Here is a 25,281-nt window from a genome sequence, read left to right on the forward strand (position 1 = left end):
GTGCCGGCCAGGGGCCGGGCGAGCGGGCGCGGCGCCGGCCGGGGCATCGCCCGCGGCAGGGTCGGCGGAGCGGAGGAGCGGATCTCGGTCGTCATGGCAGGCCTCGCCGGCCGCCTCCCGCGGGCAGGCCGATTCCGGTTCACGAACCGTGAACGAACATGCTTGACGTAACGTTAACGCCGCCGCGCGATGACGCGCGGCCGGGCGCCTGTATAAGGTCGGCGACCGGAGCCGGAGTGCCCAATGGCCGATCCGCAGGACAACGCAGGGGAGCGGACGGAGCCGGTGGCGCGGGTGGGCAAGCGCCACCGCGTCGTCCAGCAGGGCCGGATCGTGCTCGGCCCCGAGCGTCTGGTCGCCTGCGTGGTCCGCGACCTGTCCCGCTCCGGTGCCAAGATCCGCGTGGCGCCCGAGATCGGCCTGCCCGAGACCTTCGCCCTCGTCATCGCCGCGCACGACCTGCGCACCCTGACCGTCCGGCTGCGCTGGCGGCGGGGCGACTTCGCGGGCGTGACCTTCGAGGGATGAGGCGAGGCCGCCGGGCTGGCGCGAAGAAAAGGGTTAAGAAGTCGCCCCCTCCGCGCCCATCGTTCGAAGTCGTCCCAGGCACGGCCGCAGTCTTTCCCCAGGATTTCGCCGCCCGGTGGAGCCGACCGACCGGGACAGGCCCGTCCCCGGCCGCTTAATCGCTTCGTAACGCGACCCCGCCATTCTCACGACATCGAGAGCGCCAGCCGGACCATGGCGGCGCCTCCCGAAGACAGGCCAGCGGGTGGGTTCCGACCGGGACCCATCGACATGATGTCGGTCCCGCTGATCCGGTGCGAGTCCGGAGGTGTGAAGCGCGGCGCAACGGGTCCCTTCGGGGCCCGCCACGGTCCCTTACGGGGCCCGTGCGGTCGCACCGGTGCGAGCCCGGTCTCCACGAACCCTCCCTGTCCTCCCTTTGCCGGAAGCTTCTCCGTGACCAGCCTCCTGACCAACATCTCCGCCATGACGGCGCTGACGACGCTCAAGGGCATCAACAACCAGCTCGATGCCACGAGCAACCGCGTCTCCACCGGCCAGCGCGTCTCCGCCGCGTCCGACAACGCCGCCTACTGGTCGATCGCCACCACGGTCCGCACCGACAACGCCTCCCTCTCGGCGGTCAAGGACTCCCTCGGCCTCGGCTCCTCGGCGGTCGACACCGCCTATAACGGCCTCAACTCCGTCCTGTCCGACCTGCAGAACCTGCGCGCCAAGCTCCAGACCGCCCTGCAGCCCGGCGTCGACCGCGCCAAGGTGCAGACCGAGATCAAGGCCATCCAGGACAAGATGAAGGCCACGGCCGATTCCTCGACCTCCTCGGGCCAGAACTGGCTCTCGGTCGATTCCTCGGCCTCCAATACCGCCTACCAAGCCACGCAGAGCGTGGTGGCGGGCTTCTCGCGGGCGGCGTCCGGCACGGTGACGTTCTCGAAGATCGGCGTCGATGTGAACGCGATCAAGCTCTACGACGTGAACGCCTCCAGCATCACCACCGCGGCGACCTCGGGCCAAGTGTTCGGCACCACCTCGCTGACCGGGACCACCGCCTTCCGCCCGGCCGACGCGGTCGCGGCCAACCGCGGCACCGCCGATTTCAGCGGCACCAACGAGGTGGCCTTCTCTCTGTCGCTCGGCGACGGCTCGACCGCCACGATCCGCCTCAACAGCGGAACCCTGGCCTCGGCCGCAGCGAACCTCGCTCGGGTGACGACCACCGAGTTCCTCGACGCGATCAACAACCAGATCGCCGCCGACACGGCCGCCACGCCGCTCGCCGGCAAGGTTTCGGCCTCGCTCGACACCTCCGGCCGCCTCACCTTCACCACGACGGCGACGGGCTCGGGCACCGATGCCGAGGTGACGATCCTGAACGTGGCGGCGTCCACCGGCAACGCGCTCGTCGATGTCGGCTTCGGCGCCGGCACCCCGGCCGCCACCGACGCCCGCACCGGCAAGGGCACGGCGGCGGGCACCGCGACCGGCAAGGGCATCCTCGACACGGTGGATTCCGGCACCACCTTCTCGCTCGCCACGATCAACATCTCGAACCTCGTCGGCACCGCCGGTGACACCTCGCTCGGCAACATCATCACCCAGGTCGAGAAGGCCATCGCCAAGGTGACGGATGCCGGCACCAAGCTCGGTGCCAACAAGACCCAGATCGACGGCCAGAAGACCTTCGTCGACACGCTGATGAAGGCCAACGACCGCACGATCGGCATCCTGGTCGACGCCGACATCGAGGAGGAGTCGACCAAGCTGAAGGCCCTCCAGACCCAGCAGCAGCTCGCCGTCCAGGCGCTCTCCATCGCCAACTCCGGCAGCCAGAACGTCCTGTCGCTGTTCCGCTAAGCGAGCGCCGTCCGGCCGAGGGATCGGCCGGACGCGAACGCCGAAACGAAAGGGCCGCGCCCCCGGGCGCGGCCCTTTTCGCGTCGTCGGCCGTCCCGGCACCTCAGCCGACGAAGGTGTAGCCGGCCATGCGCTTGGCCTCGATCGGGTCGTAGCCGAGGCGCTGGCGCAGCTTCTTGCGCAGCTTGCTGATATGGCCCTCGACCACGCTCTCCTCGACGTCGGTGCCGAGGTCGCCGTAGATCGCCGAGAAGATCTGACCCTTGGTGACCTGCCGGCCGCGGTTTTTGGCCAGATATTCGAGGATGTGGCGCTCGCGCCGGGGCAGGATCAGGCTCTGCCCGTCGATCTCGGGATCGCGCCCGTCGGCGAACACCGTGAGGCGCCCTTCCCGGTCCGGGGCCGGCGCCTTCTCAAGGCCGCGGCTCATCCGGCGCCGGATCGCGCTCGCCCGGGCGATGATCTCGCGCACATGGACGGGCTTGCGCACCACGTCGTCGATGCCCGCGGTGAACAGAGCAAGCGTCTGCTCCAGGGAGCGGGTCTCGTTGAGGGCGATGATCGGCGCCCGGCTCGCCGAGCGAATCGCCACCGTGCAGGTCTCGCGCCCGGCGCAGTCGCCGATCAGGAAGCCCTCGATCGACTCGACGTCCCTCCGCGGCGCCGTCTCGAGCCAGTCGCGCATCGTCGCGGCCGTGAGGAAGCGGGCGGTGACGCCCTCCGCACCGAAGCCGGCGACGTAGGGATCGGCAACGCTCTGACGCTCATCGACGACGATGTACACCTGGCGATCTCCGAAGATCTGCGCGACCAGGCCATTGGCGCGAAGCGACGCTTCGGCCATGATGACCTGTTTCCGAATGGGGATCTGTCTCGCGTCGCAGGTCTCGGCTTGGAACGTCTTGGCCTGGTTGGGCAAAGTCCGTTTCCGACCGGTGATTCCTACAACATCTGACAGGTTTAGGTTTTTGGTCGGAATGGTTAACGGCTGGTTAAGGGCTCCCGCCTGAGGGCTCCGATCCCCGTCCCGGGACGGGACCGCGTGGCTTGCAGGCCACACTCGGCCGGTGCGCCGCCTTGACCGGCGTCCCGTGACAGGATCGAAGGACGCCATCCCCGCCCGTCCGCGCCCCGAGGAATCCCATGCCGACCCTCTCGACCCTGCCGCCCGAGGATCTGGCGACGCTGCGCGCCGGGCTGCGGACGGAATACGCGGCTCTCCAGGCCCGCGGGCTCAAGCTCGACATGACCCGCGGCAAGCCGGCCCCGGAGCAGCTCGACCTCGCCGCCGGGATGCTCGCCCTGCCGGGCAACCGCGACACCACCGCCGAGGACGGCACCGACGCGCGCAATTACGGCAATCTCCAGGGCCTGCCCGAGAGCCGCACGCTGTTCGCGCCGGTGCTCGGCGCGCCCCCCGAACAGGTCGTCATCGCCAACAATTCGAGCCTCGCGCTGATGCACGACGTGCTCGTCTACGCCCTGCTGAAGGGCGTGCCGGGGGGCGAGCGTCCCTGGAGCCAGCAGGCGCCGATCGCGATCCTGTGCCCGGTGCCCGGCTACGACCGCCATTTCACCCTGTGCGAGGGCTTCGGCATCCGCATGATCCCGGTGCCGATGACCGGCGCGGGGCCCGACATGGACGCGGTCGAGCGCGCCGTCGCCGACCCGGCCGTGAAGGGGATCTGGTGCGTGCCGCAATACGCGAACCCGAGCGGCGAGACCTATTCCGAAGAGACCGTCCGGCGGCTCGCCGGGCTGACGGCGGCCGCGCCCGATTTCCGCATCCTGTGGGACAACGCCTACGCGGTGCATCACCTCACGGAGGCGCGGCCCGCCCTCGCCAACATCCTGGAGGCCTGCACCGACGCCGGTCACCCCGACCGGCCGATCGTGTTCGCCTCGACCTCGAAGGTGACGCTGGCCGGTGCCGGCCTCGCGATGCTGGCCGCCTCACCGGCGAACGTCGCCTGGTACCTCGCCCAGGCCGGCCGCCGCAGCATCGGGCCGGACAAGCTCAACCAGCTCCGCCACGTCCGCTTCCTGCGCGACGCCGCCGGGATCGCCGCCCATATGGAGCGCCACCGCGCCCTGATCGCCCCGAAATTCGCGGCGGTGGACGAGGCCTTCGCCGCCCGCCTCGACGGCTGGGAGGTCGCCCGCTGGAGCCGGCCGCTCGGCGGCTACTTCGTCACCCTGGACGTGACCGACGGCACCGCCTCGCGGGTGGTCCGGCTCGCGGGCGAGGCCGGGATCGCGCTCACGCCGGCCGGCGCGACGCATCCCTACGGACGGGACCCGCACGACCGGACGCTGCGCATCGCCCCGACCTTCCCGAGCCTGGCGGCGGTGCGGCAGGCCGCCGAGGCGGTGGCGCTCTGCACGCTGCTGGCGGCGGTGGAGGCGCGCTGACGCCCTACACCACCACCGTGATCGCCTGCGCGGCCCGGGTCAGGCCGGTATAGAGCCAGCGGGCCCGGTGTTCGCGGAAGGCGTAGGATTCGTCGAACAGGACGACCCGGTCCCATTGCGAGCCCTGGGCCTTGTGAACGGTGAGCGCGTAGCCGTAGGTGAACTCGTCGGTCTCGCGGCGCAGGAAGAGCGGGATCTCCTCCTCCGACCCCTCGATCACCTGCCGCAGCACCTTGATGTCGACGGCCCGGCGGCGCACCGACGGATCGTCCTCGGGCACCACCTCCAGGCGGACCGTGTCGGGGCGCGGGGCCGCGCGGAGCGCCTGCACCGTCCAGGTCGAGCCGTTGAGGAGCCCCTTGGTGCGGTCGTTGCGGAGGCAGACGAGCTTCTCGCCCACGGACGGCATCGGATCGGTGTGGCCGGCGAGCTGGCGCAGGCGGTTATTGTAGAGGCGCCGCGTCCGGTTGAGGCCGACCAGCACCTGATCGCAGTCGAGCACCTCGGCCGGGTCGAGGTCGCGGCGGCGGACCACCCGGCTCTCGCCGTACACGCCCGCCTCCAGCCGGCCGCCCTCGCGGATCGTCATGGCCATGCGCACGATCGGGTCGTCGGCGGCCTGACGATGCACGTCGGTGAGCATCACGTCGGGCTGGCCTTCCGTGAAGAAGCCGCCGCCGCGCACGGGGGGCAGCTGGGCGGGATCGCCCAGCACCAGCACCGGCTTGTCGAAGGAGAGCAGATCGTTGCCGAGGTCCGAATCGACCATCGAGCACTCGTCGATGACGATGAGGTCGGCCTTGGCCGCGGGGCCCGAGCGGTTGAGGGTGAAGGTCGGGCCGCCCTCGTCGCCCTCCTTGGTCCGGTAGATCAGCGAGTGGATCGTCGCCGCGTCGTGGCAGCCCTTCTGGCGCATGACCGAGGCCGCCTTGCCGGTGAAGGCGCCGTAGACGACGGGTCCGTCGATGTCGTCGGCGATGCGGCGGGCCAGGGTGGTCTTGCCGGTTCCGGCATAGCCGAACAGGCGGAACACCTGGGCGCCGCCCTCCTTGCGCCAGCGGGCGATGGCGCTCAGCGCCTCGTCCTGCTGCGGGGCGAACCGGGTGGGAACGGAATCGGCCATGGGACGCGCGGGCCGCGCGCCTACGGCCAGCGCACCGTCGGCGGCAGCGAGGACAGGATCGAGGCGACGTTGCCGCCGGTCTTGAGGCCGAAGATGGTGCCGCGGTCGTAGAGCAGGTTGAATTCGACGTAGCGCCCGCGCCGCACCTGCTGCTCCTCCCGGTCGGCTTCGGTCCAGGGCTGGCTCAAGTTGCGCCAGACGATCTCGGGATAGGCCTTCAGGAAGGCCTCGCCGACATCGCGGGTGAAGGCGAGATCGGCCTTCGGGTCCCCGGTCCAGTGATAATCGTAGAAGATGCCGCCGATGCCGCGGGGCTCGTTGCGGTGCTTGAGATGGAAATACTCGTCGCACCACGCCTTGTACTTGTCGTAGTCCGCCGCCGGCGCATGCGCCTCGCAGGCCTCGCGCAGGCAGGCATGGAAATGCTGCGTGTCCGGGTCGTCCTGGGTGCGGCGCCGGTCGAGCACCGGGGTGAGGTCGGCCCCGCCGCCGAACCACGCCTTCGTCGTCACGACGAAGCGGGTGTTCATGTGCACCGTCGGCACGTTCGGGTTCCAGGGATGGACGATGAGCGAGAGGCCGGTGGCGAAGAAGCGCGGATCCTCCGCGGCGCCCGGCATCTGCGCCCGGAATTCGGGGGCGAACTCGCCATGGACGGTGGAGATGTGGACGCCCGCCTTCTCGAAGACGCGGCCCTTCAGCATCGCCATGGTGCCGCCGCCGCCCGGCACGCCGCTGTGATCCGTGCGCTGCCACGGCGTCTTGACGAAGGTGCCCGCCTCCGTCGGCGCGTCCGGGTGGAACGGGCCGGCGGCCTGATCCTCGAGCGTCTCCAGCGCCGCGACGATCCGGTCGCGCAGGGTCGCGAACCAGGCCTGCGCCTCGCCCTTCAGCGCGGCGAGGTCGTCGGGAGACGGCAGGGAGGTCGCCGGGGGGGCGGGGTTCGGGGCAGCCGTCGCGTCGCTCATGGTGTCAGGCTTTCCCACCCGCGCCGCGATCCGTCAATTCGGCGCGTGCGCCTCAGGCGCCGGGGGCCGCCGTCGCCCCCGCCTTCGCCCCCGCGTTCGCCCCGTCTGCGACGGGCGTCGCCGCCCCGTCCCGCAGGCCGCCGACCAGGGTGTCGAGGCTGGTCCGGCCCTCGGCAAAGCCCGCCTCGCTCAGGATCGCCCCGAGAATCGGGCTGTTGTACTGATAGCGCAGCAGGTGGCCCGACAGGGTGTCGCCGAGGCTCGCCGAGACGCCGGTGCCGGTGCCGCCGCCCATCATCCCGCCCGCGTCGAAGATGCGGATCGAATCGATCTTCTCCACCGCCCGCATGCTCTCGCGCAGGGCATCCGGGATGATGCCGAGCCGCTTCAGGCCGGTCTCGAAGGTGCGGGCCTCGGGCGAGAGGGCGTTGCGGGCCTCGTTCATGACGCGCTCGCGCTCGGCCTCCGCCCGACCGAGCTTGGCGATGGCCTCCGCCTTGGAGGCGGCGGCGGTCGCCTCGGCCTCGGCGAGCGTGGTGATGGCGTTGGCCCGGTCCTCGGCCGCGCGGCGCTCGGCCTCCGCGGTCACGGTGATGCCGGTGGCCTCCCGCTCCGCCTCGCGCTTGGCGGCGATGACGGTGACCTCGCGCTCGCGCTCGGCGATCTCCTTCGCCTGCGCCGTCGCCACCCGTTCCTCGGCCGCGACGGCGAGCGCCTCGGCGGCCTTGGCGGCGGCCCGCGCCTCCGATTCCTTCTGCGAGCGTTCGGCGATCTTGATGGCGTTGTCCTGCAGGATGAGCTGGCGTTCGCGCTCGGCCTCCGCGTTGCGCTGGGCGATGGCGAGATCCGCCTCGATCCGGGCGCTCTCGGAATTCTTGCGCGCCTCGGCCTCGCGCAGGCGCACCGCCTGCTCGCGCTCGATCCGCGCGGTCTCCTCGCTCTGCTGGGCGCGCTGCTCGGCCTGCGCCGTCTCGGCCCGGGTCTCGGCGGTCTTGTTAGCGATGTCGCGCTCCTGGGCGAGTTCCGCCTCGCGGGTGGTGCGCTTGATCTCGAGCTGCTTGAGCGCGGTCTCGCGGTCCTTCTCGGCGACCGCCACCTCGGCGTCGCGCTCGGTGGCGTTGCGCTCCTTGCGCCGCTGCTCGGTGATCTCCTTCAGGCGGGCCAACCCTTCCGCGTCGAAGGAATTGTCGGGATTGAAATGCTCGATCGAGGTCTGGTCGAGGCGCGTCAGGGAGGCGGATTCGAGTTCGAGGCCGTTGTGGCGCAGATCGCCCGAGACCGCCTCCTGCACGCCCTTCACGAAGGCGGCGCGCTTCTCCTGCAGGTCGGGCAGGGTCATGCCGGCGGCGACCGAACGCAGGGCATCGACGAACTTCGCCTCGATCAGCTCGCGCAGCAGCATGGCGTCGTTGGTGCGGTCGCCGAGCGTCTGGGCGGCCAGGGCGATCGATTCCTCCTTCGGCTCGACCCGGACGTAGAACTCGACCGTGATGTCGGCCCGCAGCCGGTCCTTGGTGATCAGCGATTCGTTGCCCGAGCGCTTCACCTCCAGCCGCAGGGTGTTGAGGTTCACCATGGCGATGGAGTGGAAGACCGGCAGCAGCACCGCGCCCCCGTCGACCACGACCTTGCGCCCGCCGAGCCCGGTGCGGACGAAGGCGGTGTCGCGCGTGGTGCGCCGGTAGAGCCGGCTGAAGACGAAGCCGATGCCGAGCAGCGCGACGACGATGATGCCGGCGATCACCAGCAGGCTGAAGAGACCGGATTCGACCATATCCATCGGGCGTGACCCTTCGTGTCAGGGAGATCAGAGGTCCGGCCCGGCGGGAACCGCGACGTAGACGGCCTCCGCCCGGTCCACGATCAGGACGCGGGCGCCGGATTCCATGGCCGGCGCGTCCGGAGCCGCACGGGCGCGCAGGAAGTGGGTGTTGCCGTGGCGGTCCACCGCCCGCACCTGCCCCGGAAGCCCCTGGTCGAGCGGCCCGAGGGTGACCTCCGCGGTGACCCCGATCAGGTCATCGGCGCTGACGACGTAGCTCTCGTCGCGGGGGATCAGGCGGGCGACGGCCCGGGTCGAGACGCGCAGCGCCGGCACCGTCGCGGCCCCGGCGAGCAGCACCGCGAGGGCGGCCGGCAGCGGCGCCACGAGGGCGGCGGCGAGGCCCTGCAGGACGAAGCCGGCGAGCGCGAAGGCGGCGAGCCCGAGGATCAGCAGGATCAGGAAGGGCACGCGGCCGAGATTGATCCACGACATCAGCGCGGCCGGAGAGGCGCCCGCTTGCGCATCCGCCGCCGTCGCGAGGTCGCCGCCCGCGGCCTCGTGGCCCATCGCGCCGTCGACGAGGCCCGACAGGGATTGCCCGACGAGGAGGGAGAGAGCCTCCACCAGGACGAAGCCGGCCATCACCGCCGCCGCCAGGGTGAAGGGAAACAGCGCGGGGCCGACGAGGCCGCTCATCACGGGCGGCCCTGCTTCAGGGCGGCCAGCCGCCGCTCGATGGCGTCGTCGCGGTGCAGCCGGTCCAGCTCCTCGACCGACGGATCGGCGGCGGCGGACGTCGTGCCGGTGATCCGGTCGATGGTGCGCAAGGAGTGTTCGAGCTGGCGCGCGCGCTGGGCATCCTCGCCGCCATAGCCGGTGAGCGGGTCGGTGGCCTTGGGCGGGGGATTGCGCAGGAGCGCGATCCGGTGCTCGGCGTCCCGCCGGGCGGCGGTGGCCGCCTGCATCGCCTTGGCGGCCGCCCCGTGCCGCTCGGCCACGTCGGCGAGGCTCGAATCGATCGCCTCGATCTGGCTTTCCAGGTCGAGTTGCCGGCTGATGCCGGCCCGGGCCAGATCCTCGCGCCCGCTCGACAGCGCCAGGGCCAGCTTTTCCGGCAGCGCCGTGCGCTCGCCGTCGAGCTGGCCGCGGCGGGCGGTGAGGCGGTGCTCCTCCGCCCTGATCCGGCCGAGGTCGCGCCGGGCCTCGTCGATCACCGCATCGATCTCGCGCAGGGCCTGCTCGGCGACCGCGAGGCCGTTGCGGTCCTCCACCGCCTCGAGGGCGGCGTTGGACAGGCCGCCGATGATCCGGCCGACGCGGGTCAGGATGGTCTCGGACATGCGGGTCTCCTCTTTCGGGGCGGGGGCGGTGACGGTGACGCCCACCTGGATGGTGAGGGCGTCGCCCGCGAGCGTGAGGCGGGCGCTGGAGAGTTCGCCCCAGGGACCGTCATAGCCCTCGACGCGGTAGGGCATGGTGCGCCGGCCGCAGAGGGTGGAGAGGGCGATCTCCGAGGCGCTCTTCACGCTGAAGAGCTTGTCGTCCAGGGGCATCGACACGACGCGCTCCGGGTCGAGGCCGGCGGCCTGCTGGGCGAAATCGCGGATGCCGAGGGTGACGAGGCGGGCCGGCAGCCCGGTCTCGTCGCGCACGCGCCCGTAACCGTGCTCGATCAGGGCGACGACGTTGGCCCGCAGCCCGTGCTCCCGCCGGACCTCCTCGAGGATGGCGAGCATCCGCCGGTAGGCCCCGAGCAGGGCGCGCACCGCGTCGAGATCTCCCGGCCCGGGCAGGAGCCGGTAGGTCAGACGAGAGGGGAGCGTTCCGGATCTGGGCACGAATCGAGGCTAAAACACCGAATCGGTGTTTTCAAGACGCGCGCAACCCTCGGGTGGCGCGGACCGACCGGACGGCGCAAGCCGGGTGCGGGAGAGCACGCGGACGCGGCCCGCCGATCCCTCACCCGACCTGCCGGATCGCCTCGCCGACGATCATCGCGGCGCAGACCGCGACGTTGAGGGAGCGCATCCCGGACCGCATCGGCACCGCGACCCGGATGTCGGCGGCGGCATGGACCGCCTCGGGCACGCCGGCCGATTCGCGGCCCATCATTAGGCAATCGCCGTCGCGGAAGGCGTGCTGGGTGTAGGGCAGCGCCCCCGCCGTGGTCGCGAGCACGAGGCGGATGCCCTCCGCCTGGCGCCACGCCTGGAACGCGGCCCAGGAGCGGTGCCGGGTGATCGGGACCTGGTCGAGGTAATCGAGGCCGGAGCGGCGCAGGTGCCGGTCGGACACGTCGAAGCCCGCGGGCTCGACGATCTCGACGGCGAGCCCGAGGCAGGCCGCCATGCGCAGCAGGGTGCCGGTGTTCTGCGGGATATCGGGCTGGTAGAGAGCGAGGCGCAGCATTGAGGGAGGTCGGGCGGTGCAGGGCTGGGGCGGCCGTGCCGCAGGGCTGCGGGGTTGGCCCGTCGCCGCGGAGGCTTACCTCAATCCCGTCCCGTCCGCGCCTCCCCCCTCCCCGCTTCCCGCTCCCAGAGACACAATGTTCCTCGACTGGCTCGAGCGCCGCATCGACCCGTTCGCGCCCTTCGACGAGCGGCGCGGGCCGCCCAAGACCGTGCTCGGCTTCGCGGCGTTCTACCTGCGCCCGATCCGCGGCGCGCTCCTGTTCCTGTTCCTCATCGCGGTGGTCGCGGGCAGCATCGAGGCTTCGCTCTATCTGCTGATGCGCTGGTTCATCGACCTGATGAGCACCGCCGACCGGGCCAGCCTGCTCACCGATCACGGTCTGCCGCTGGGGCTCGCCGCCGGGCTCCTCCTCGTGGTGCGCCCGATCTCGATCTGGCTGCACGAGATCGCCTCGAACCAGCTCATCGTGCCGCAGGCGACCAACCAGATCCGCTGGCGCACCCATCTCTACACGCTCGGCCATTCCCTCTCCTATTTCCAGGCCGACTTCGCGGGCCGGCTCGCCAACCGGGTCGTGCAGGTCGGGCCGGCGGTGCGCGAGCTCGCCGTCGTGTTCATCGACACGCTGCTCTACGTCGCGATCTACGCGATCACCGCCATCGGCCTGTTCTCGTCGATCTCGCCGTGGCTGGCGCTGCCCGTGATCGTCTGGGTCGCGGCCTATGCCGGGCTCACGGCGTGGTTCGTGCCCCGCGCCCGCAAGCGCTCGCACCGCACCGCCGAGACCCGCTCGACCCTGATCGGACGGGTGGTCGACAGCTACACCAACATCCTCACCGTGAAGCTGTTCGCCCGCGACCGCGAGGAGCGGGCCGCGGTGCGGGACGCGGTGAGCGCCCATAACGGCGCCTATCTCCACCAGTTCCGCCTCACCACCCTGACCACGACCCTGCTCGGGGGCCTCAACAGCCTGCTGATCCTGGCCACCGCCGCCGCCTGCCTGATGCTGTGGCAGCGGGGCGCGATGACGACCGGCGAGGCGTCCGCCGGCCTCGCCTTGATCCTGCGCCTGATGGCGATGTCGGGCTGGGTGATGCAGACCGTCCGCGGCGTGTTCGAGAATGTCGGCGTGATCCAGGAGAGCATGCAGACCATCGCGCGGCCCCACGGGCTCGTGGACGCGCCGGATGCCGGACGGCTCGCGGTGACGGGCGGCGAGATCCGCTTCGAGGCGGTGGATTTCCATTACGGCCGGGGGGACGCCAGCATCATCGAGGCGCTCTCCTTCCGCATCCGCCCGGGGGAAAAGGTCGGCCTCGTCGGCGTCAGCGGGGCGGGCAAGAGCACCATCGTCTCGCTGCTGCTGCGGCTGCACGACGTCGAGGGCGGGCGCATCCTGATCGACGGGCAGGACATCGCCCGCGTCACGCAGGATTCGCTGCGCGAACACATCGCCATGGTGAGCCAGGACACCTCGCTCCTGCATCGCTCGATCGGCGACAACATCGCCTATGGCCGCCCCGGCGCCACGCCGGGCGAGATCGAGCGGGCGGCGCGGCTCGCGCATGCCCACGATTTCATCCTCGACCTCGTCGACCATCACGGCCGGCGCGGCTACGACGCCCATGTCGGCGAGCGCGGCGTGAAGCTCTCCGGCGGCCAGCGCCAGCGCATCGCGATCGCCCGCGTCATCCTCAAGGACGCGCCGATCCTCATCCTCGACGAGGCCACGAGCGCCCTCGACAGTCAGGTCGAGGCGGCGATCCAAGAGGCGCTCGACACGCTGATGGCGGACAAGACCGTGCTCGCCATCGCCCACCGCCTCTCGACCATCGCGGCCTTGGACCGGCTGATCGTGATCGATGGCGGGCGCATCGTCGAAGAGGGCAGCCACGCCGAGCTGATCCGCCGCGGCGGCCTCTACGCCGACCTCTGGCGCCGCCAGTCCGGCGGCTTTTTGGGAGATCGGGCGCCGGCGCCGGTTCCTTGACCCCGGACAAGGGACCAGACGCGTGAACCGGACATCAGGCCTCGCGGCGACGGGCCCGCGCCGCGCCACGCCCTGGCAGGACGAGGTGCGGGCGACGCTGACGCTCTCCGCGCCGCTGGTCCTCATCAACCTCGCCCAGCACGGGCTGATCGCCTCGAACGCGGTCCTGCTCGGCCGGCTCGGCGCCGAGCCGGTCGCGGCGGGCGCGCTCGCCACCAGCCTCTACCTGCTGCTCTACATCGGCGGCATCGGCCTCACCTCGGCGGTGGCGCCCCTGGTGGCGGCGGCGGCGGGCGGCGGTCGATCCGACGCGGGGGCGGTGCGGGGCATCGTCCGGGCCGGTTTGTGGCTCGGCCTGCTGCTGGCCGCCGGGCTGATGCCGCTCCTGTGGCACACCGAGAGCCTGCTCGCCCCGCTCGGCCAGGACCCGGCGGTTCTGCGCGAGGCCGGCGCCTATATGCGGGTGCTGCAATGGTGGATGCTTCCCGCGCTCGCCTTCATGGTGCTGAAAGGCGCGCTCGCCGCCCTGCAGCGGCCGGGCCCGCCGCTCGCCGTCAGCCTCGCGGCGCTGCCGCTCAATATCGGGCTGGGCGCGTTCCTGGCCTTCGGGCCGCCGGAACTCGGCCTCGTCGGCGTGGCCCTTGCCACCGTCCTCACGGAAAGCCTGGCCCTCGCCGCGCTGGTGATCGTGATCGGGCGCGATCCGGCCTTGCGCCGCCACCGGATGTTCGCCGGCCTCTGGCGCTTCGACTCCGAAACGCTCGGCCGCCTCGTGCGCCTCGGCGCCCCGATGGGCGTCGCGGGCGTGGCCGAGGCCGGTTTGTTCGAGGCCGCCACCGTCGCGATGGGCACCTTCGGCACCGTGCCGCTCGCCGCCCACGCGGTGACGCTGCAGATCGCGGCGACCTGCTTCATGGTCCCCAACGGCATCGGACAGGCGGCCACCGTGCGGGTCGGGCGGACCTTCGGCGCGGGCGACCGTGACGGGTTGCGCCGGGCCGGCGCCGTGGCCCTGGGGCTCGGCTTCGGCGTCATGGTGGCCTGCGCGCTCCTTCAACTCGGCATGCCGGGCACGCTGATCGGTCTCTTCCTCGATGCCGAGGCGCCCGGCGCCGCCGCGGTGCGGCCGGTGGCCATCGGCCTCCTGGCCTTCTCGGCGCTGTTCGCGGTCTCGGACGGCGTCCAGTCGGTGGCGCTCGGGGCCCTGCGCGGTCTCCAGGACACGCGGGTGCCGATGCTGATCGCCCTCGCCGGCTACTGGGGCCTCGGCGTCCCCCTCGGCGCAAGTCTCGCCTGGGGCGCGGGCTGGGGCGGCCAGGGCATCTGGGCGGGCTTCTGCGCCGGGCTGCTCGCCGTTTCGCTCCTGCTCGTCGCTCGCTGGCTGCGGCTGAGCCGGGCGCCGCGTCCGTTCGGCGCAGCTTCGGGCTGAGCGGAACCGCCCGCCGACCCTCCGGTTCCGATGGCGCATTCCCCCAGGCAGCGGCAGGACGACATGGCGGACAAGGACGACCACGCGGCGATCTGGAGCGGGTTCAAGGAGGCGGTGAACATGACCGCCGCCGAGCTGGAAACATTTTTGGAAAGCGACGCGAGCCGCTCGGTCGGCCAGAAGACGAGCGGCGGCGAGGCGACCGGCCACAAGGAGGGCCGGCGGATCGTCGCGATCCTCCACACGAAGAAGGCCGACCTCTCGGACGACGATTACGCGCACATGACGAAGGTCGTCGGCTACGTCCACCGCCACCTCAAGCAGGGCGGCCCGGAGGACCCGGCGCAGCGGAAGGACTCGCCCTGGCGGCTGTCCCTGATGAACTGGGGCCACGACCCGCTGAAGGATTAGTCGGGAACTCGTCCAGGCGGGCCCGAGAGACCGAGCGGTGAGCGCCAAAGCGGCCGAGGGGAGAGGGGTTTGACCCTCGGGCGCTGTCGCCGAGTCTCCCGGGGGGGTCAGCCCATCGCCCGGGCGATCGTCGCCAGGACGGCTCTTTCCGTGCGGAGGCCGCGTCGCCTCCGGCCGCCCACCGCTCGGGCCGATGCGCGCCCGTAAAGCCTAGGCCGCCCGCCGGCGCTCCGGATAGAGTCCGGCCAGCCCCTCCGGGCTCGCCGCGCACACGCCCCGCTCGGTGATGATTCCGGTGACGAGCCGCGCCGGCGTCACGTCGAAGGCGGGGTTGGCCACCGGGCTGCCGGGGGAGACCACCTGCACCGTGGCGATCGCGCCGGTTTCCGTGCGGCCGGTGAGATGCGTGACCTCGCGGGCGTCGCGCTCCTCGATCGGGATGTCGCGCACCCCGTCCTCGAGCGTCCAGTCGATCGTCGAGAACGGCAGGGCCGCGTAGAACGGCACGCGGTTGTCGGACGCCGCCAGCGCCTTGAGGTAGGTGCCGATCTTGTTGCAGACGTCGCCCGAGGCCGTGGTGCGGTCCGAGCCGACGATGCAGCAATCGACCTCCCCGTGCTGCATCAGGTGACCGCCCGCATTGTCGGCGATCACGGTGTGGGGCACGCCATGGGCGTGGAGTTCGAAGGCGGTCAGCGCCGCGCCCTGGTTTCGCGGCCGGGTCTCGTCGACATAGACGTGCACCGGCACCCCGGCATCGTGGGCCACGTAGATCGGGGCCAGCGCCGTGCCCCAATCGACCGTGGCGAGCCAGCCGGCGTTGCAATGGGTCAGGACGTTGACGGTCCCGCCCTTCCTCGCGGCGATGTCGGCGAGGATCGCGGCCCCGTGCTCGCCGATGGCGCGGCAGCTCGCCACGTCCTCGTCGGCGATGCGGGCGGCCTCGGCGAAGGCGAGCTCGTCCCGGTCCGCCTGCGGTGCGCGGCGTAGCACGGCCGCCGCGCGGTCGAGGGCCCAGCGCAGGTTGATCGCGGTCGGGCGGGTGGCCGCGAGGGTGGCGCAGGCCCGGTCGATCCCGGCCTCGCTCGCATCCTCGGCCATCGCCAGAGCCAGCCCGTAGGCGGCGGTGACGCCGATCAGCGGCGCGCCGCGCACCACCATGGTGCGGATCGCCACCGCCGCGTCGGTCAGGCTCGCGAGCCGCTTCAAGTCGAAGGCGAAGGGCAGCCGTGTCTGGTCGATGACGAGGACGGCGCGGCCGTCGGCATCGGGGAAGATGGTGCGGTAGTGTCGGCCGTCGATCTTCATGGGGCCGACCTGTCGCACGAAGCGCGCCGGCCGGCCAGTCCCGGCGGCGCGGCGGTCAGCGCCCGCCGCCCACCCTCTGGAGCTTTTGCGCCTGCGGAGGCTCCAGGCCGGGGGGCGCTTGGCAGGTCCGGTTCCGCCCCTCGGATTTGGCCCGATACAGGGCCCCGTCGGCCTGGCGGTAGAGCGCCTCCAGGGTGCCGCCCTGGATCGGAACGGCCCCGGCGAGCCCGATGCTCACCGTGACCGGCCCGATCTCGGCGCCCTCCACCGCGAGGGCGAGGCGCGCGGCGGCGGCATGGACTCGCTGCGCGACATGGGCGCCGCCCGCGAGATCGGTGCCCGGCAGGAGGATGGCGAATTCCTCGCCGCCGATGCGGGCGACGCGATCGCTCGGCCGGCGCACGCTCTCCGACAGCGCCTCCGCCAGCCGCCGCAGAACGGCGTCGCCCGCGGCGTGGCCGTGGCGGTCGTTGTAGCGCTTGAAGTGGTCGGCATCGACGATCAGCAGACAGAGGGGATCGCCGCTCCGGTGGGCCTGCGCCCAGGCCTGCGCGAACGTCTCCTCGAAGCAGCGGCGGTTCGAGAGCCCGGTCAGAGCGTCGGTGCGCGAGAGCCGGGCCAGCTCCTTCTCCGCCGCCGCGCGGCGGCCGAGTTCCCATCCGCACAGCAGCGACAGCCCGATCGTCAGGCTGCACAGGGCGAGCACGATGCCGCCGATCACCGCGGCCTTGGCGCGCCACTCCGCCTCGATCTCCCGCGTGCTCAGGGCGACGTTGAGGACGAGGGGCAGGCCGGCGACCCGGGTGAACCGGTAGACGCGCTCGATCCCGTCGCTCGTGGTGGGCGCGACGAAGCTGCCCTGGCCCTCGTGCAGGAAGCGCTGGAAGTTCTCCGCCTCCGCGAAGTTCGGGGCCGGAACGGGATCGGCCTGGGGGTAGCGCACGATGCGCGTGCCGTCCTCGTGGAACAGGTTGATCGTGCCCGCATGGCCGAGCTCGATCCGGTCGAACAGGCGCTGGAAATAGGCGAGCGACAGGCTGCCGAGCACAACCCCGCCGAACGAACCGTCGGGCTTCTCGATCCTGCGGCTCAGCACGACGATGCTTTGGCCGTTCAACCGCGAGATCAAGGGCTGGCTGATGGCGAGCCCGAGGTGGGGATCGGCCTCGTGGAGCTTGAAATAGGGGCGCGCGGCACCGTTGATCCGCCGGGGCGGCCAGCCGGCAAGGTCGTAGACGGTGTTGCCGTCCTCATCGAGGACGAGCATCACGCCGAGATCCTTGGCGTTGACGGCCCGGTCGAACAGCACGAGCTGGCGGATTTCGGGGCTCATCGCCGACAGGCTCGGCATCTTGAGATTGTCGGCGATGCCGAGAAGCGCGAGGTCGATGATCTCGAAATTGCGGGCGACGTCGCGCTCGATCACCTGGAGCAGATTCCTGGAGGTCTGGGCCGCCTTCTCCCAGGCGTCCCGGCGCAACTCGAGCAGCATCACGACGGAGACGGCGGCCATCCCAAGGCTGGCCACGATGCCGAGCGCGATCCAGACCCAGGTCGACCGAATACAAGCGGCAAGACCTGCCGGCATGCCCATCGTTCGCGCCCCCTAGCGATCCATCCCGACACTCCGGTCACTCATGCCTCAGAAATTCTGAACATGCTCTCTACAAGTCGCGGCGCTGGACAATCCTGTACCGTTCCCAACGCGGTCGATTGAACCCGACCGAAAATAATACAAAGGAGGAGCGGCCCGCGGGAATCCGTCAAATGTTTTTCGACTGCTCAATTCTTGCAGCCGGTCGCGAGGCCAACCGACAGATCTTCCGCCCGCGCGCACCGATGTTCCTGCAGCCGAATGCGACCCGCGCGGCCGTTCCCGAGACGCGTCTTGGATCGCGGATCCCTGACGCGTCTCTAGGTTGTTGTCCCGCAGCGTCTTTTGCTGACAAGTCGGACGCCACCGCTCGGGACGATGCCCGCGCCGGAGCCTGATCCCGAGGATGGCGGGCCGGCGCGCCGATGGCGGCGGCGGGAAAGCCGGCGCTGCGGCGCCCGGCTCAGCGGGCCACCCGCTCGACGTAGATGTCGAGATAGGCGTCCGCCTCCAGCCCCAGCAGGGCGCGGATCGTGCCGGGCAATTTGCACAGCAACGCCGGCATGGTCGGGGCGGTGGTGACGAGGCCGGGCACCGGCGAGCCGCAGACGAAGTAGACGCCGGCCGCCTTGTTCCAGTCGCAGCGGATGACGATGCGGGACGACATGATCCGATCCTTGACGGGGGTGGGGATGGGGGACGGCGCGGGACGGTCCGCGCCCTCAGAGGCCGGCGGGAGGGCGGCGGGGTCAGAAGCGGACGGGTCGGACACGCTTCACCTGCGGGATCGCGGCGATGGCCTCCAGCACCTCGGCGGAGACGGGACCGTCCACCGCCACGAAGGCGATCGCGTCGCCGCCCTTCTCCGCCCGACCGAGGGCGAAGGTCGCCATGTTCACCCCGGCCTCGCCGAGCACCGTGCCGAAGCTCCCGACGAAGCCCGGGCGGTCGTGGTTGGGCACGTAGAGCATGTGCGGGCTCAGCACCGCGTCGATGCCGATGCCGCGAATCTCGATCACCCGCGGCTTGCCGTCGTGGAACACCGTGCCGGCGGCGTCGCGGACGAGATCCTCGGCGTCCACGGCGATGCGCACCACCGATTCGTAGTCGCTCGCGCCGCCCTCGCGCTTGACCTCCTCCACCACGATGCCCCGCTCCCGGGCGATCGCCGGCGCCGAGACCATGTTCACGTCGGCGAGGATCGGACGCAGTACGCCGGTCACCGCCGCGGCGGTGAGCGCCCGGGTGTTCATGCCGGCGACCGCGCCCTCGTAGGTGATGCGGATGCCCCGGATCGGCGCGTCGGTGAGCTGGCCGAGGAACGAGCCGAGTTTTTCGGAGAGTGCGACGAAAGGCTTGAGCCGCGGCGCCTCCTCCGCCGAGATCGCCGGGACGTTGACCGCGTTGGCGATGGCGCCGGTGACGAGGTAATCCGCCATCTGCTCGGCGACCTGAAGCGCCACGTTCGCCTGGGCCTCGGCGGTCGCGGCGCCGAGATGGGGCGTGCAGACGACGTCGGGGTGGCCGAAGAGCGGGTTCTCGGTCGCGGGCTCGGTGGCGAAGACGTCGAAGGCGGCCCCCGCCACGTGGCCGGATTCGAGCAGCGCGCGGAGCGCCGCCTCGTCGACGAGGCCGCCGCGGGCGCAGTTGATGATGCGCACACCCGGCTTGGTCTTCGCGAGGGTCTCGGCCGAGAGCAGGTTGCGGGTTCGCTCCGTCACCGGCACGTGCAGCGTCAGGATGTCGGCCCGCGCCAGCAGCGCGTCGAGCTCCACCTTCTCGACGCCGAGTTCGAAGGCGCGCTCGGGCGTCAGGAAGGGATCGTAGGCCACGACCTTCAGCTTCAGCCCGATCGCCCGGTCGGCGACCACGGCGCCGATGTTGCCGCACCCGATCACGCCGAGCGTCTTGCCCGTCAGCTCGACCCCCATGAAGCGGTTCTTCTCCCACTTGCCCGCCTGGGTGGAGGCGTCGGCCTGCGGGATCTGCCGGGCGAGCGCGAACATCATGGCGATGGCGTGCTCGGCGGTCGTGATCGCGTTGCCGAAGGGCGTGTTCATCACGATCACGCCTTTGGCCGTGGCAGCCGGCACGTCGACGTTGTCGACGCCGATGCCGGCCCGGCCGATCACCTTGAGGCGGGAGGCCTGCGCCAGCAGCTTGGCGGTGACCTTCGTGGCGGAGCGGATGGCGAGGCCGTCATAGTCGCCGATGGCGTCGAGGAGCGCGTCCTTGTCCCGCCCGAGCTCCGGGCGGAAATCGACCGCGATCCCGCGATCGCGAAAGATCTGGACGGCGGCGTCGGAGAGGGCGTCGGAGATGAGGACTTTGGGCGGATGAGGCATGGGAGCACCCGTGGCGCAGGCGTGCGGGATCGCCGGCCGAAGAGCCGGGATCGCTGAACGCGCAGGGCTGATAAGGAAACGGCCGGTCACATGACCGGCCGTGGGGCTCAGCGGAGGATCAGGCCGCGGCGGCGGCGAGGGCCGCCTTCTCCTGGGCGAAGGCCCAGTCGAGCCAGGGCGTGAGCGCCTCGAGGTCGGAGGCCTCGACAGTGGCCCCGCACCAGATCCGCAGGCCGGCCGGCGCGTCGCGGTAGGCGCCGAAGTCGAAGGCGACACCCTCGTGCTCCAGGCGGGCCACGATGTTGGCGGCGAGGCGCTTGACCGCCGCGTCGCCCTTGGCGAGCACGTCCGGATCGGTGATCACGAGGCAGACGCCGGTGTTGGAGTAGGTCGCCGGGTCCACCGCGAGATGGCCGATCCAGGGCGTGCGCGCCACCCAGTCGTGGATCACCCGCGCGTTGCGGTCGGCCCGGGCGAACAGTGCGTCGAGCCCGCCGAGGCTCTCGGCCCATTTCAGGGTGTCGATGTAGTCCTCGACCGCCAGCATGGAGGGGGTGTTGATCGTGTCGCCCTTGAAGATGCCCTCGATGAGCCGCCCGCCCTTGGTCAGGCGGAACACCTTCGGGATCGGCCAGGCCGGCTTGTGGCTCTCCAGCCGGGCGACGGCGCGCGGCGAGAGGATCAGCATGCCGTGCGCGGCCTCGCCGCCCATCACCTTCTGCCAGGAATAGGTCACGACATCGAGCTTGTCCCACGGCAGCGGCATCGCGAAGGCGGCCGAGGTGGCGTCGCAGATCGTCACGCCCGCGCGGTCGTCGGCGATCCAGTCCGCATGCGGGATCTTCACGCCGGCGGTGGTGCCGTTCCAGGTGAAGACGACGTCGTTGGTCCGCGTGTCGATCGCGTCGAGCGCCGGGAGCACGCCGTGCTCGGTGGTGCGCACGATCGGATCGATCTTCAGTTCCTTCAGGGCGTCGGTGACCCATTCGGCACCGAAGGAATCCCAGGCCATGACCTCGACGGTCTTGGGGCCCAGCATCGACCACATCGCCATCTCGACGGCGCCGGTATCGGAGCCGGGCACGATGCCGATGCGGTAATCGTCGGGAACGCGCAGGATCGTGCGGGTCCGCTCGATGGCTTCGGCGAGCTTGGCCTTGCCGGCGGCGGAGCGGTGCGAGCGGCCGAGGGGAGCGCCGGCGAGGGCGTCGAGGGTCCAGCCGGGACGCTTGGTCGTGGGGCCGGACGAGAAATAAGGCACGCGCGGACGCGCGGCAGGCTTGGGTGTCGTCATGTCGTCCATCCTTCCAGATGGGTGCCTCCCGTTGGGGGGAGGTGGCCCGCCGATGGGGATGACCGAAGTCGGGCTCCGACACAAGCGGCGATGCGTGACATGATGAACGGCGTGTCGCGCGGGTGACGCCCCGGCGCTACGGGTCCTCGCGCTCCGTCAGCAGGTCCGGCCGCCGCGCCCGCGTCAGCGCAAGGCTGCGCTCCGCCCGCCAGCGGGCGATGGCGGCGTGGTTGCCGCCCATCAGCACGTCGGGAATCGCCCGGCCCTCCCAGTCCCGGGGCCGGGTGTAGTGCGGGTATTCCAGCCGGCCGCCCTCGAAGCTCTCCTCGACGCCCGATTGCGGCTTGCCCATCACGCCCGGGAGCAGGCGTACGCAGGCATCGATCAGGACGAGGGCGGCGATCTCGCCGCCGGAGAGCACGTAGTCGCCGATGGAGACCTCCTCCAGGCCGCGCCCGGCGATCACCCGCTCGTCCACCCCCTCGAACCGGCCGCAGACGATCACGGCACCCGGCCCGGCGCTCAGCGCCCGCACCCGCGCCTGCGTCAGCGGCGTTCCGCGCGGGGACATGAGCAGGCGGGGACGGTGATCCGGTTCGGGCGTGGCCGCGTCGATCGCGGCCGCCAGCACGTCGCAGCGCAGGACCATGCCGGCCCCGCCGCCGGCCGGGGTGTCGTCGACGCTGCGGTGGCGGCCGAGGCCGTGGGCGCGAATGTTGCGCGCCTCCAGGCTCCAGGCGCCGCGCGCCAGGGCATCCCCCGACAGGGACAGGCCGAGGGGTCCGGGGAACATCTCGGGGTAGAGGGTCAGGACGGTGGCCCGCCAGGGGGCCACCGTGCCGGGAGCGGCGGCGTCATGCATGCCGCTTGATGGCGGGGCGGGGCGAGACGGTCAACGGCGGCGTCCGCACCCGCTCACGGCGCCTGGGCTCTTCATCGGTCGCGTCGCGGGGCGTGTCATGGGGCGTGTCATGGGGCGTGTCACGGCACGCGTGCCGGGCGGAGGCCTCCGCAGGACGTGGCGCTGAGGCGGGGCGACCTCGGGCCCAGCCACCGGGGGGCCGGCGGCCGCAGCCTCGGGCGGAGCGCGTCCCGTCAGGGCACCGAACGGGTCGGGGGAGCCGAGGGGGAGCCCCACGGTCGCGCCCGGCCCGCCGAAGGCCCGGGCGGGTTCGGCCAAGACGAGTGCCACCAAGACGAGTGCCACCAAGACAAGTCCGGCCAAGACGAATGCCGCCGAGATTGGCCCTGAAAGGAGAACGGGGCCCCCTCCCCCTGCGCCGCGGCGTCGCGCCGAGGCGACGGCCGGCCCCCGGTCCACCCCCTATCCTTCCCAGACCTGACCGGGCCGCACGGCCAGGAACCGCTCCGGGGGCAGCCCGGCCGCGTCGAGCGCCGCGGCCAGGGCCTCGGCGGGCCGCTCGACGCCCTCGTCGGTGAGCTGGAAGGTGCCCCAGTGATGGCCGAGGGCCCGCTCCGCGCCGAGCAGGCCGAACGCCTCGACCGCGTCCGCCGGGTTCATGTGCTGGGGCTGCATGAACCAGCGCGGCTCGTAGGCGCCGATCGGCAGCGTGGCGAGGCGCGGCGGGCCGAACCGGGCGCGGATCTCGCGGAAGATCGCGCCGTCGCCGAGGCCGGTATCGCCGACATGGTAATGCACGCCCCGGGGCGTGGTGAGCAGATAGGCGCACCAGAGCGCCATGCGCCGGTCGTTGAGGCCGCGGGCCGACCAGTGCCGGGCGGGGGTCAGGTGGGCGGTGATGCCCGCGCCGAGATCGACCGACTCGCCCCAGTCGCGGGTCTCGACATGCATGGTGTCGTCATAGCCGCGCAGGATCACGTCGTTGCCCAGGGGGGCGACGATCAGCGGCTGATGGTCCTGCCAGAGCCGGGCCATGCTCGGCCCGTCGAGATGGTCGTAATGGTTGTGGGTGATCAGCACCGCATCGATCGGCGGCAGGTCGGCGTAGCGGATCCCGGGCGGGTTGACGCGCTTGGGGCCCGCGAAGCGGAACGGGCTCGCCCGCCGGGAGAAGACCGGATCGACCAGGAGGTTGCGGCCGGCCACCTGGAACAGGTAGCTCGCATGCCCGATCAGGACGACGCGCAGGCAATCGACCCGCTCCGGCGGCTTGTCGGCGGGAAAGGGGCTGGCGACACGGCCGGGCCATGCCTCCCGCTTCGCCGTCATGCGCCAGCGGGCGACATCCGAGAGGTTCTTGTCGGGCGGCTGATTCGGGGCGTGGAAGCGCAAGCCGTCGAAATGGTCGCTCTTGGGGCCCTGGTAATAGGGATTGCGGCCGCGCCGCCGCGCGGCGTAGCCGACGCCGCCCAGCGTCATCATCGTGGCCGCGCTGGCGACCGTGAGCAGGCCCCGCTTCTTCATATGGCCGAGATTGGTCCGAACCGGTCCCCGGTCAAGCCGCGCGGACCCGATGACGCGGCGGCCGGTCCGCCCGGATCACGAGCGCCAGCGCAGTTCCTGCCGGGTCAGCGGGTTGGCGAAGGGCCGGCCCTCGCGGGCCGCTTCGAGCGCCTCGCGCTTCAAGCGGAAATACCATTGCGAGGGCAGGTCGCCCTGGCCGAGCAGGACCATGGTCGGCTTGCGGTCGAGCCCGTCCTGCGCGTGCTGGAGCACCTGCTGGTCCTGGGTCAGGAACTGGCGCATCAGCGGCCGGGCGAGCGGCTTCAGCAGGTTGAGGACCGGCATGCTCCAGTAGAGCGCGTTGGTCAGCATCGTGCGGTTGGCCCCCATCGGGGTCGCGTAGGTGTAGTTCGCCACCCGCTTCTCGCCCGCCGCGATCCGCTCCAGCCGCACGCCCGGCAGGCGGAACTCGATCTCGACCTCCGGCACCCCGCCGAGCAGCCGGTAGACCGGCGAACTCTTCGTCGTCGCGTGGCTCGACATGACGAAGCCGTGCGGCACCGGATGAAAGGTCTTCACCTTCTCGCGCAGCTCCTTCGAGGGGCGGAACCACCAGGAATCGTGCACGAAGGCCACGTGGCCGGGATCGACGAGGCTGAGCGTCGTGAGATCGAACGAGGCCTCGACCTCCAATTCCACCACGAGGCAGCCCGCGGGCTCGAAGGTCAGGGCGGGCACCTCCGGCACCGCGGCCGGGTCGGAGGGGCCGAGATGCGGATTGACCCAGAGGAAGCCTGCGCTCTCACGAATGGGAAAGCGCTGGACGACGATGCGCGAGAAGTCCGAGGCATCGTGCTCGGACAGGGTCGGGACGTCGCGGCAGCGCCCGTCGGTGCCGAAGCGCCAGCCGTGGAACGGGCACATCAGGGTGTCGCCGTCGAACATGCCCTTGGAGAGCGCCATGCCGCGATGGGGGCAGCGGTCGCGCAGCGCGAACAGGGCGCCGTCCTGGCCCCGGCCCACCACCACCTGCTCGCCGTTGAGCGCCACGGCGCGCATCCTGCCGCCCGCGATGCTGGCGGCTTGGCCCACGCAGTACCACGCGTTGGACAGCGGCTCGCGCATCGCTTTGGGGTCGAGGACGTCGTCGGAGGCGCGCGGGGCGGCGGCGGAGGACATGGCTTCGGGAGCACCCGGTTGCGGCGGGCGCTCTGTTTAGGCCCTCCGGTCGCGGCGTGCCAGCGGGCGGCGACGCGCCTGTTTGTGCGCCGCGGCGAGACAACGCAGCCGATGATCCCGCCGGGGGCTTTCGCGGCCCGAAAAACGTCCCTACCTTGGGGATCCCAGCCATCAACGAAAGGAGGTGATCCAGTGTCTCATTGTCATCAGCCGTCGCCGACGACCAAGACCTGGACCGTTGCCTCCGGCGTGTGCGTCTGACGCATTCGCGGGATCACGACAGGTTTCGTCGAGCTGACCGGTT

At 71.5% G+C, this 25,281-nt stretch carries 21 protein-coding genes; 6 read left to right on the forward strand and 15 right to left on the reverse strand.

Annotation, left to right across the window (positions count from 1 at the left end; all coding sequences use genetic code 11):
• Positions 1-243: 243 nt before the first annotated feature.
• The gene (locus LW587_RS17125) at positions 244-528 is read left to right on the forward strand and encodes a PilZ domain-containing protein (RefSeq protein WP_232630807.1); all 285 of its coding nucleotides are present in this window, start codon (positions 244-246) and stop codon (positions 526-528) included.
• Between the two features lie 435 nt (positions 529-963).
• Positions 964-2,382: a flagellin N-terminal helical domain-containing protein gene (locus LW587_RS17135; RefSeq protein ID WP_269780343.1), complete on the forward strand. Its 1,419-nt coding sequence runs from the start codon at positions 964-966 to the stop codon at positions 2,380-2,382.
• Positions 2,383-2,485: 103 nt separating this feature from the next.
• Here the strand turns inward: LW587_RS17135 and LW587_RS17140 are convergent, their stop codons facing one another.
• A complete protein-coding gene (locus tag LW587_RS17140; RefSeq protein WP_232630847.1) occupies positions 2,486-3,166 on the reverse strand; it encodes a response regulator transcription factor in 681 nt (226 codons plus the stop codon).
• A 359-nt stretch (positions 3,167-3,525) separates the two neighbouring features.
• On the opposite strand from LW587_RS17140, the gene LW587_RS17145 reads away from it, so the two are divergent.
• Complete coding sequence (locus LW587_RS17145; RefSeq protein ID WP_232630808.1) at positions 3,526-4,794, forward strand: aminotransferase class I/II-fold pyridoxal phosphate-dependent enzyme; 1,269 nt, start codon at positions 3,526-3,528, stop codon at positions 4,792-4,794.
• A gap of 4 nt (positions 4,795-4,798) precedes the next feature.
• On the opposite strand, the gene LW587_RS17150 is transcribed toward LW587_RS17145, so the two are convergent.
• The 6 genes from LW587_RS17150 to LW587_RS17175 all read right to left on the reverse strand — a co-directional run bounded on the left by LW587_RS17150 (position 4,799) and on the right by LW587_RS17175 (position 11,059).
• Entirely contained in the window at positions 4,799-5,917 is a 1,119-nt protein-coding gene (locus LW587_RS17150) for an ATP-dependent DNA helicase (protein ID WP_232630809.1), read from the reverse strand.
• Positions 5,918-5,937: 20 nt separating this feature from the next.
• Positions 5,938-6,885, reverse strand: coding sequence for an oxygen-dependent coproporphyrinogen oxidase (hemF, locus tag LW587_RS17155; RefSeq protein ID WP_232630810.1), 948 nt, complete (start codon positions 6,883-6,885; stop codon positions 5,938-5,940).
• Between the two features lie 52 nt (positions 6,886-6,937).
• The gene (locus LW587_RS17160) at positions 6,938-8,665 is read right to left on the reverse strand and encodes a flotillin family protein (protein ID WP_232630811.1); all 1,728 of its coding nucleotides are present in this window, start codon (positions 8,663-8,665) and stop codon (positions 6,938-6,940) included.
• A 27-nt stretch (positions 8,666-8,692) separates the two neighbouring features.
• Entirely contained in the window at positions 8,693-9,346 is a 654-nt protein-coding gene (locus LW587_RS17165) for an OB-fold-containig protein (RefSeq protein ID WP_232630812.1), read from the reverse strand.
• Positions 9,346-10,488: a PspA/IM30 family protein gene (locus LW587_RS17170; RefSeq protein WP_232630813.1), complete on the reverse strand. Its 1,143-nt coding sequence runs from the start codon at positions 10,486-10,488 to the stop codon at positions 9,346-9,348. The genes LW587_RS17165 and LW587_RS17170 overlap by 1 nt, the downstream gene beginning before the upstream one ends.
• 121 nt (positions 10,489-10,609) lie before the next feature.
• Positions 10,610-11,059, reverse strand: a complete 450-nt coding sequence (locus LW587_RS17175; RefSeq protein ID WP_232630814.1) for a tRNA (cytidine(34)-2'-O)-methyltransferase — start codon at positions 11,057-11,059, stop codon at positions 10,610-10,612.
• A gap of 136 nt (positions 11,060-11,195) precedes the next feature.
• On the opposite strand from LW587_RS17175, the gene LW587_RS17180 reads away from it, so the two are divergent.
• From LW587_RS17180 to LW587_RS17190, 3 genes are all read left to right on the forward strand, one after another.
• Positions 11,196-13,052 (forward strand): ABC transporter ATP-binding protein, encoded by a 1,857-nt coding sequence (locus tag LW587_RS17180; RefSeq protein WP_232630815.1) that lies wholly within the window; start codon positions 11,196-11,198, stop codon positions 13,050-13,052.
• A 22-nt stretch (positions 13,053-13,074) separates the two neighbouring features.
• Positions 13,075-14,481, forward strand: coding sequence for an MATE family efflux transporter (locus LW587_RS17185; RefSeq protein ID WP_232630816.1), 1,407 nt, complete (start codon positions 13,075-13,077; stop codon positions 14,479-14,481).
• Between the two features lie 63 nt (positions 14,482-14,544).
• Complete coding sequence (locus LW587_RS17190) at positions 14,545-14,892, forward strand: DUF3140 domain-containing protein (RefSeq protein WP_232630817.1); 348 nt, start codon at positions 14,545-14,547, stop codon at positions 14,890-14,892.
• Between the two features lie 210 nt (positions 14,893-15,102).
• Here the strand turns inward: LW587_RS17190 and mtnA are convergent, their stop codons facing one another.
• From mtnA to LW587_RS17230, 8 genes are all read right to left on the reverse strand, one after another.
• Complete coding sequence (gene mtnA / locus LW587_RS17195; protein ID WP_232630818.1) at positions 15,103-16,200, reverse strand: S-methyl-5-thioribose-1-phosphate isomerase; 1,098 nt, start codon at positions 16,198-16,200, stop codon at positions 15,103-15,105.
• Between the two features lie 55 nt (positions 16,201-16,255).
• The gene (locus LW587_RS17200) at positions 16,256-17,788 is read right to left on the reverse strand and encodes a sensor domain-containing diguanylate cyclase (RefSeq protein WP_442919162.1); all 1,533 of its coding nucleotides are present in this window, start codon (positions 17,786-17,788) and stop codon (positions 16,256-16,258) included.
• Positions 17,789-18,257: 469 nt separating this feature from the next.
• On the reverse strand, positions 18,258-18,461 hold the full coding sequence (locus LW587_RS17205) for a DUF1902 domain-containing protein (protein ID WP_232630820.1): 204 nt from the start codon (positions 18,459-18,461) through the stop codon (positions 18,258-18,260).
• 82 nt (positions 18,462-18,543) lie between these two features.
• Positions 18,544-20,139, reverse strand: coding sequence for a phosphoglycerate dehydrogenase (gene serA, locus LW587_RS17210; RefSeq protein ID WP_232630821.1), 1,596 nt, complete (start codon positions 20,137-20,139; stop codon positions 18,544-18,546).
• 118 nt (positions 20,140-20,257) lie between these two features.
• Entirely contained in the window at positions 20,258-21,433 is a 1,176-nt protein-coding gene (locus LW587_RS17215) for a phosphoserine transaminase (protein ID WP_232630822.1), read from the reverse strand.
• A gap of 136 nt (positions 21,434-21,569) precedes the next feature.
• A complete protein-coding gene (trmD, locus tag LW587_RS17220) occupies positions 21,570-22,295 on the reverse strand; it encodes a tRNA (guanosine(37)-N1)-methyltransferase TrmD (protein ID WP_232630823.1) in 726 nt (241 codons plus the stop codon).
• Between the two features lie 462 nt (positions 22,296-22,757).
• Positions 22,758-23,819 (reverse strand): MBL fold metallo-hydrolase, encoded by a 1,062-nt coding sequence (locus tag LW587_RS17225; protein ID WP_232630824.1) that lies wholly within the window; start codon positions 23,817-23,819, stop codon positions 22,758-22,760.
• 75 nt (positions 23,820-23,894) lie between these two features.
• Positions 23,895-24,977, reverse strand: a complete 1,083-nt coding sequence (locus LW587_RS17230; protein ID WP_232630825.1) for an aromatic ring-hydroxylating oxygenase subunit alpha — start codon at positions 24,975-24,977, stop codon at positions 23,895-23,897.
• Between the last annotated feature and the right edge of the window lie 304 nt (positions 24,978-25,281).

Source organism: Methylobacterium sp. Leaf118, assembly GCF_920984675.1.
Classification (GTDB): domain Bacteria; phylum Pseudomonadota; class Alphaproteobacteria; order Rhizobiales; family Beijerinckiaceae; genus Methylobacterium.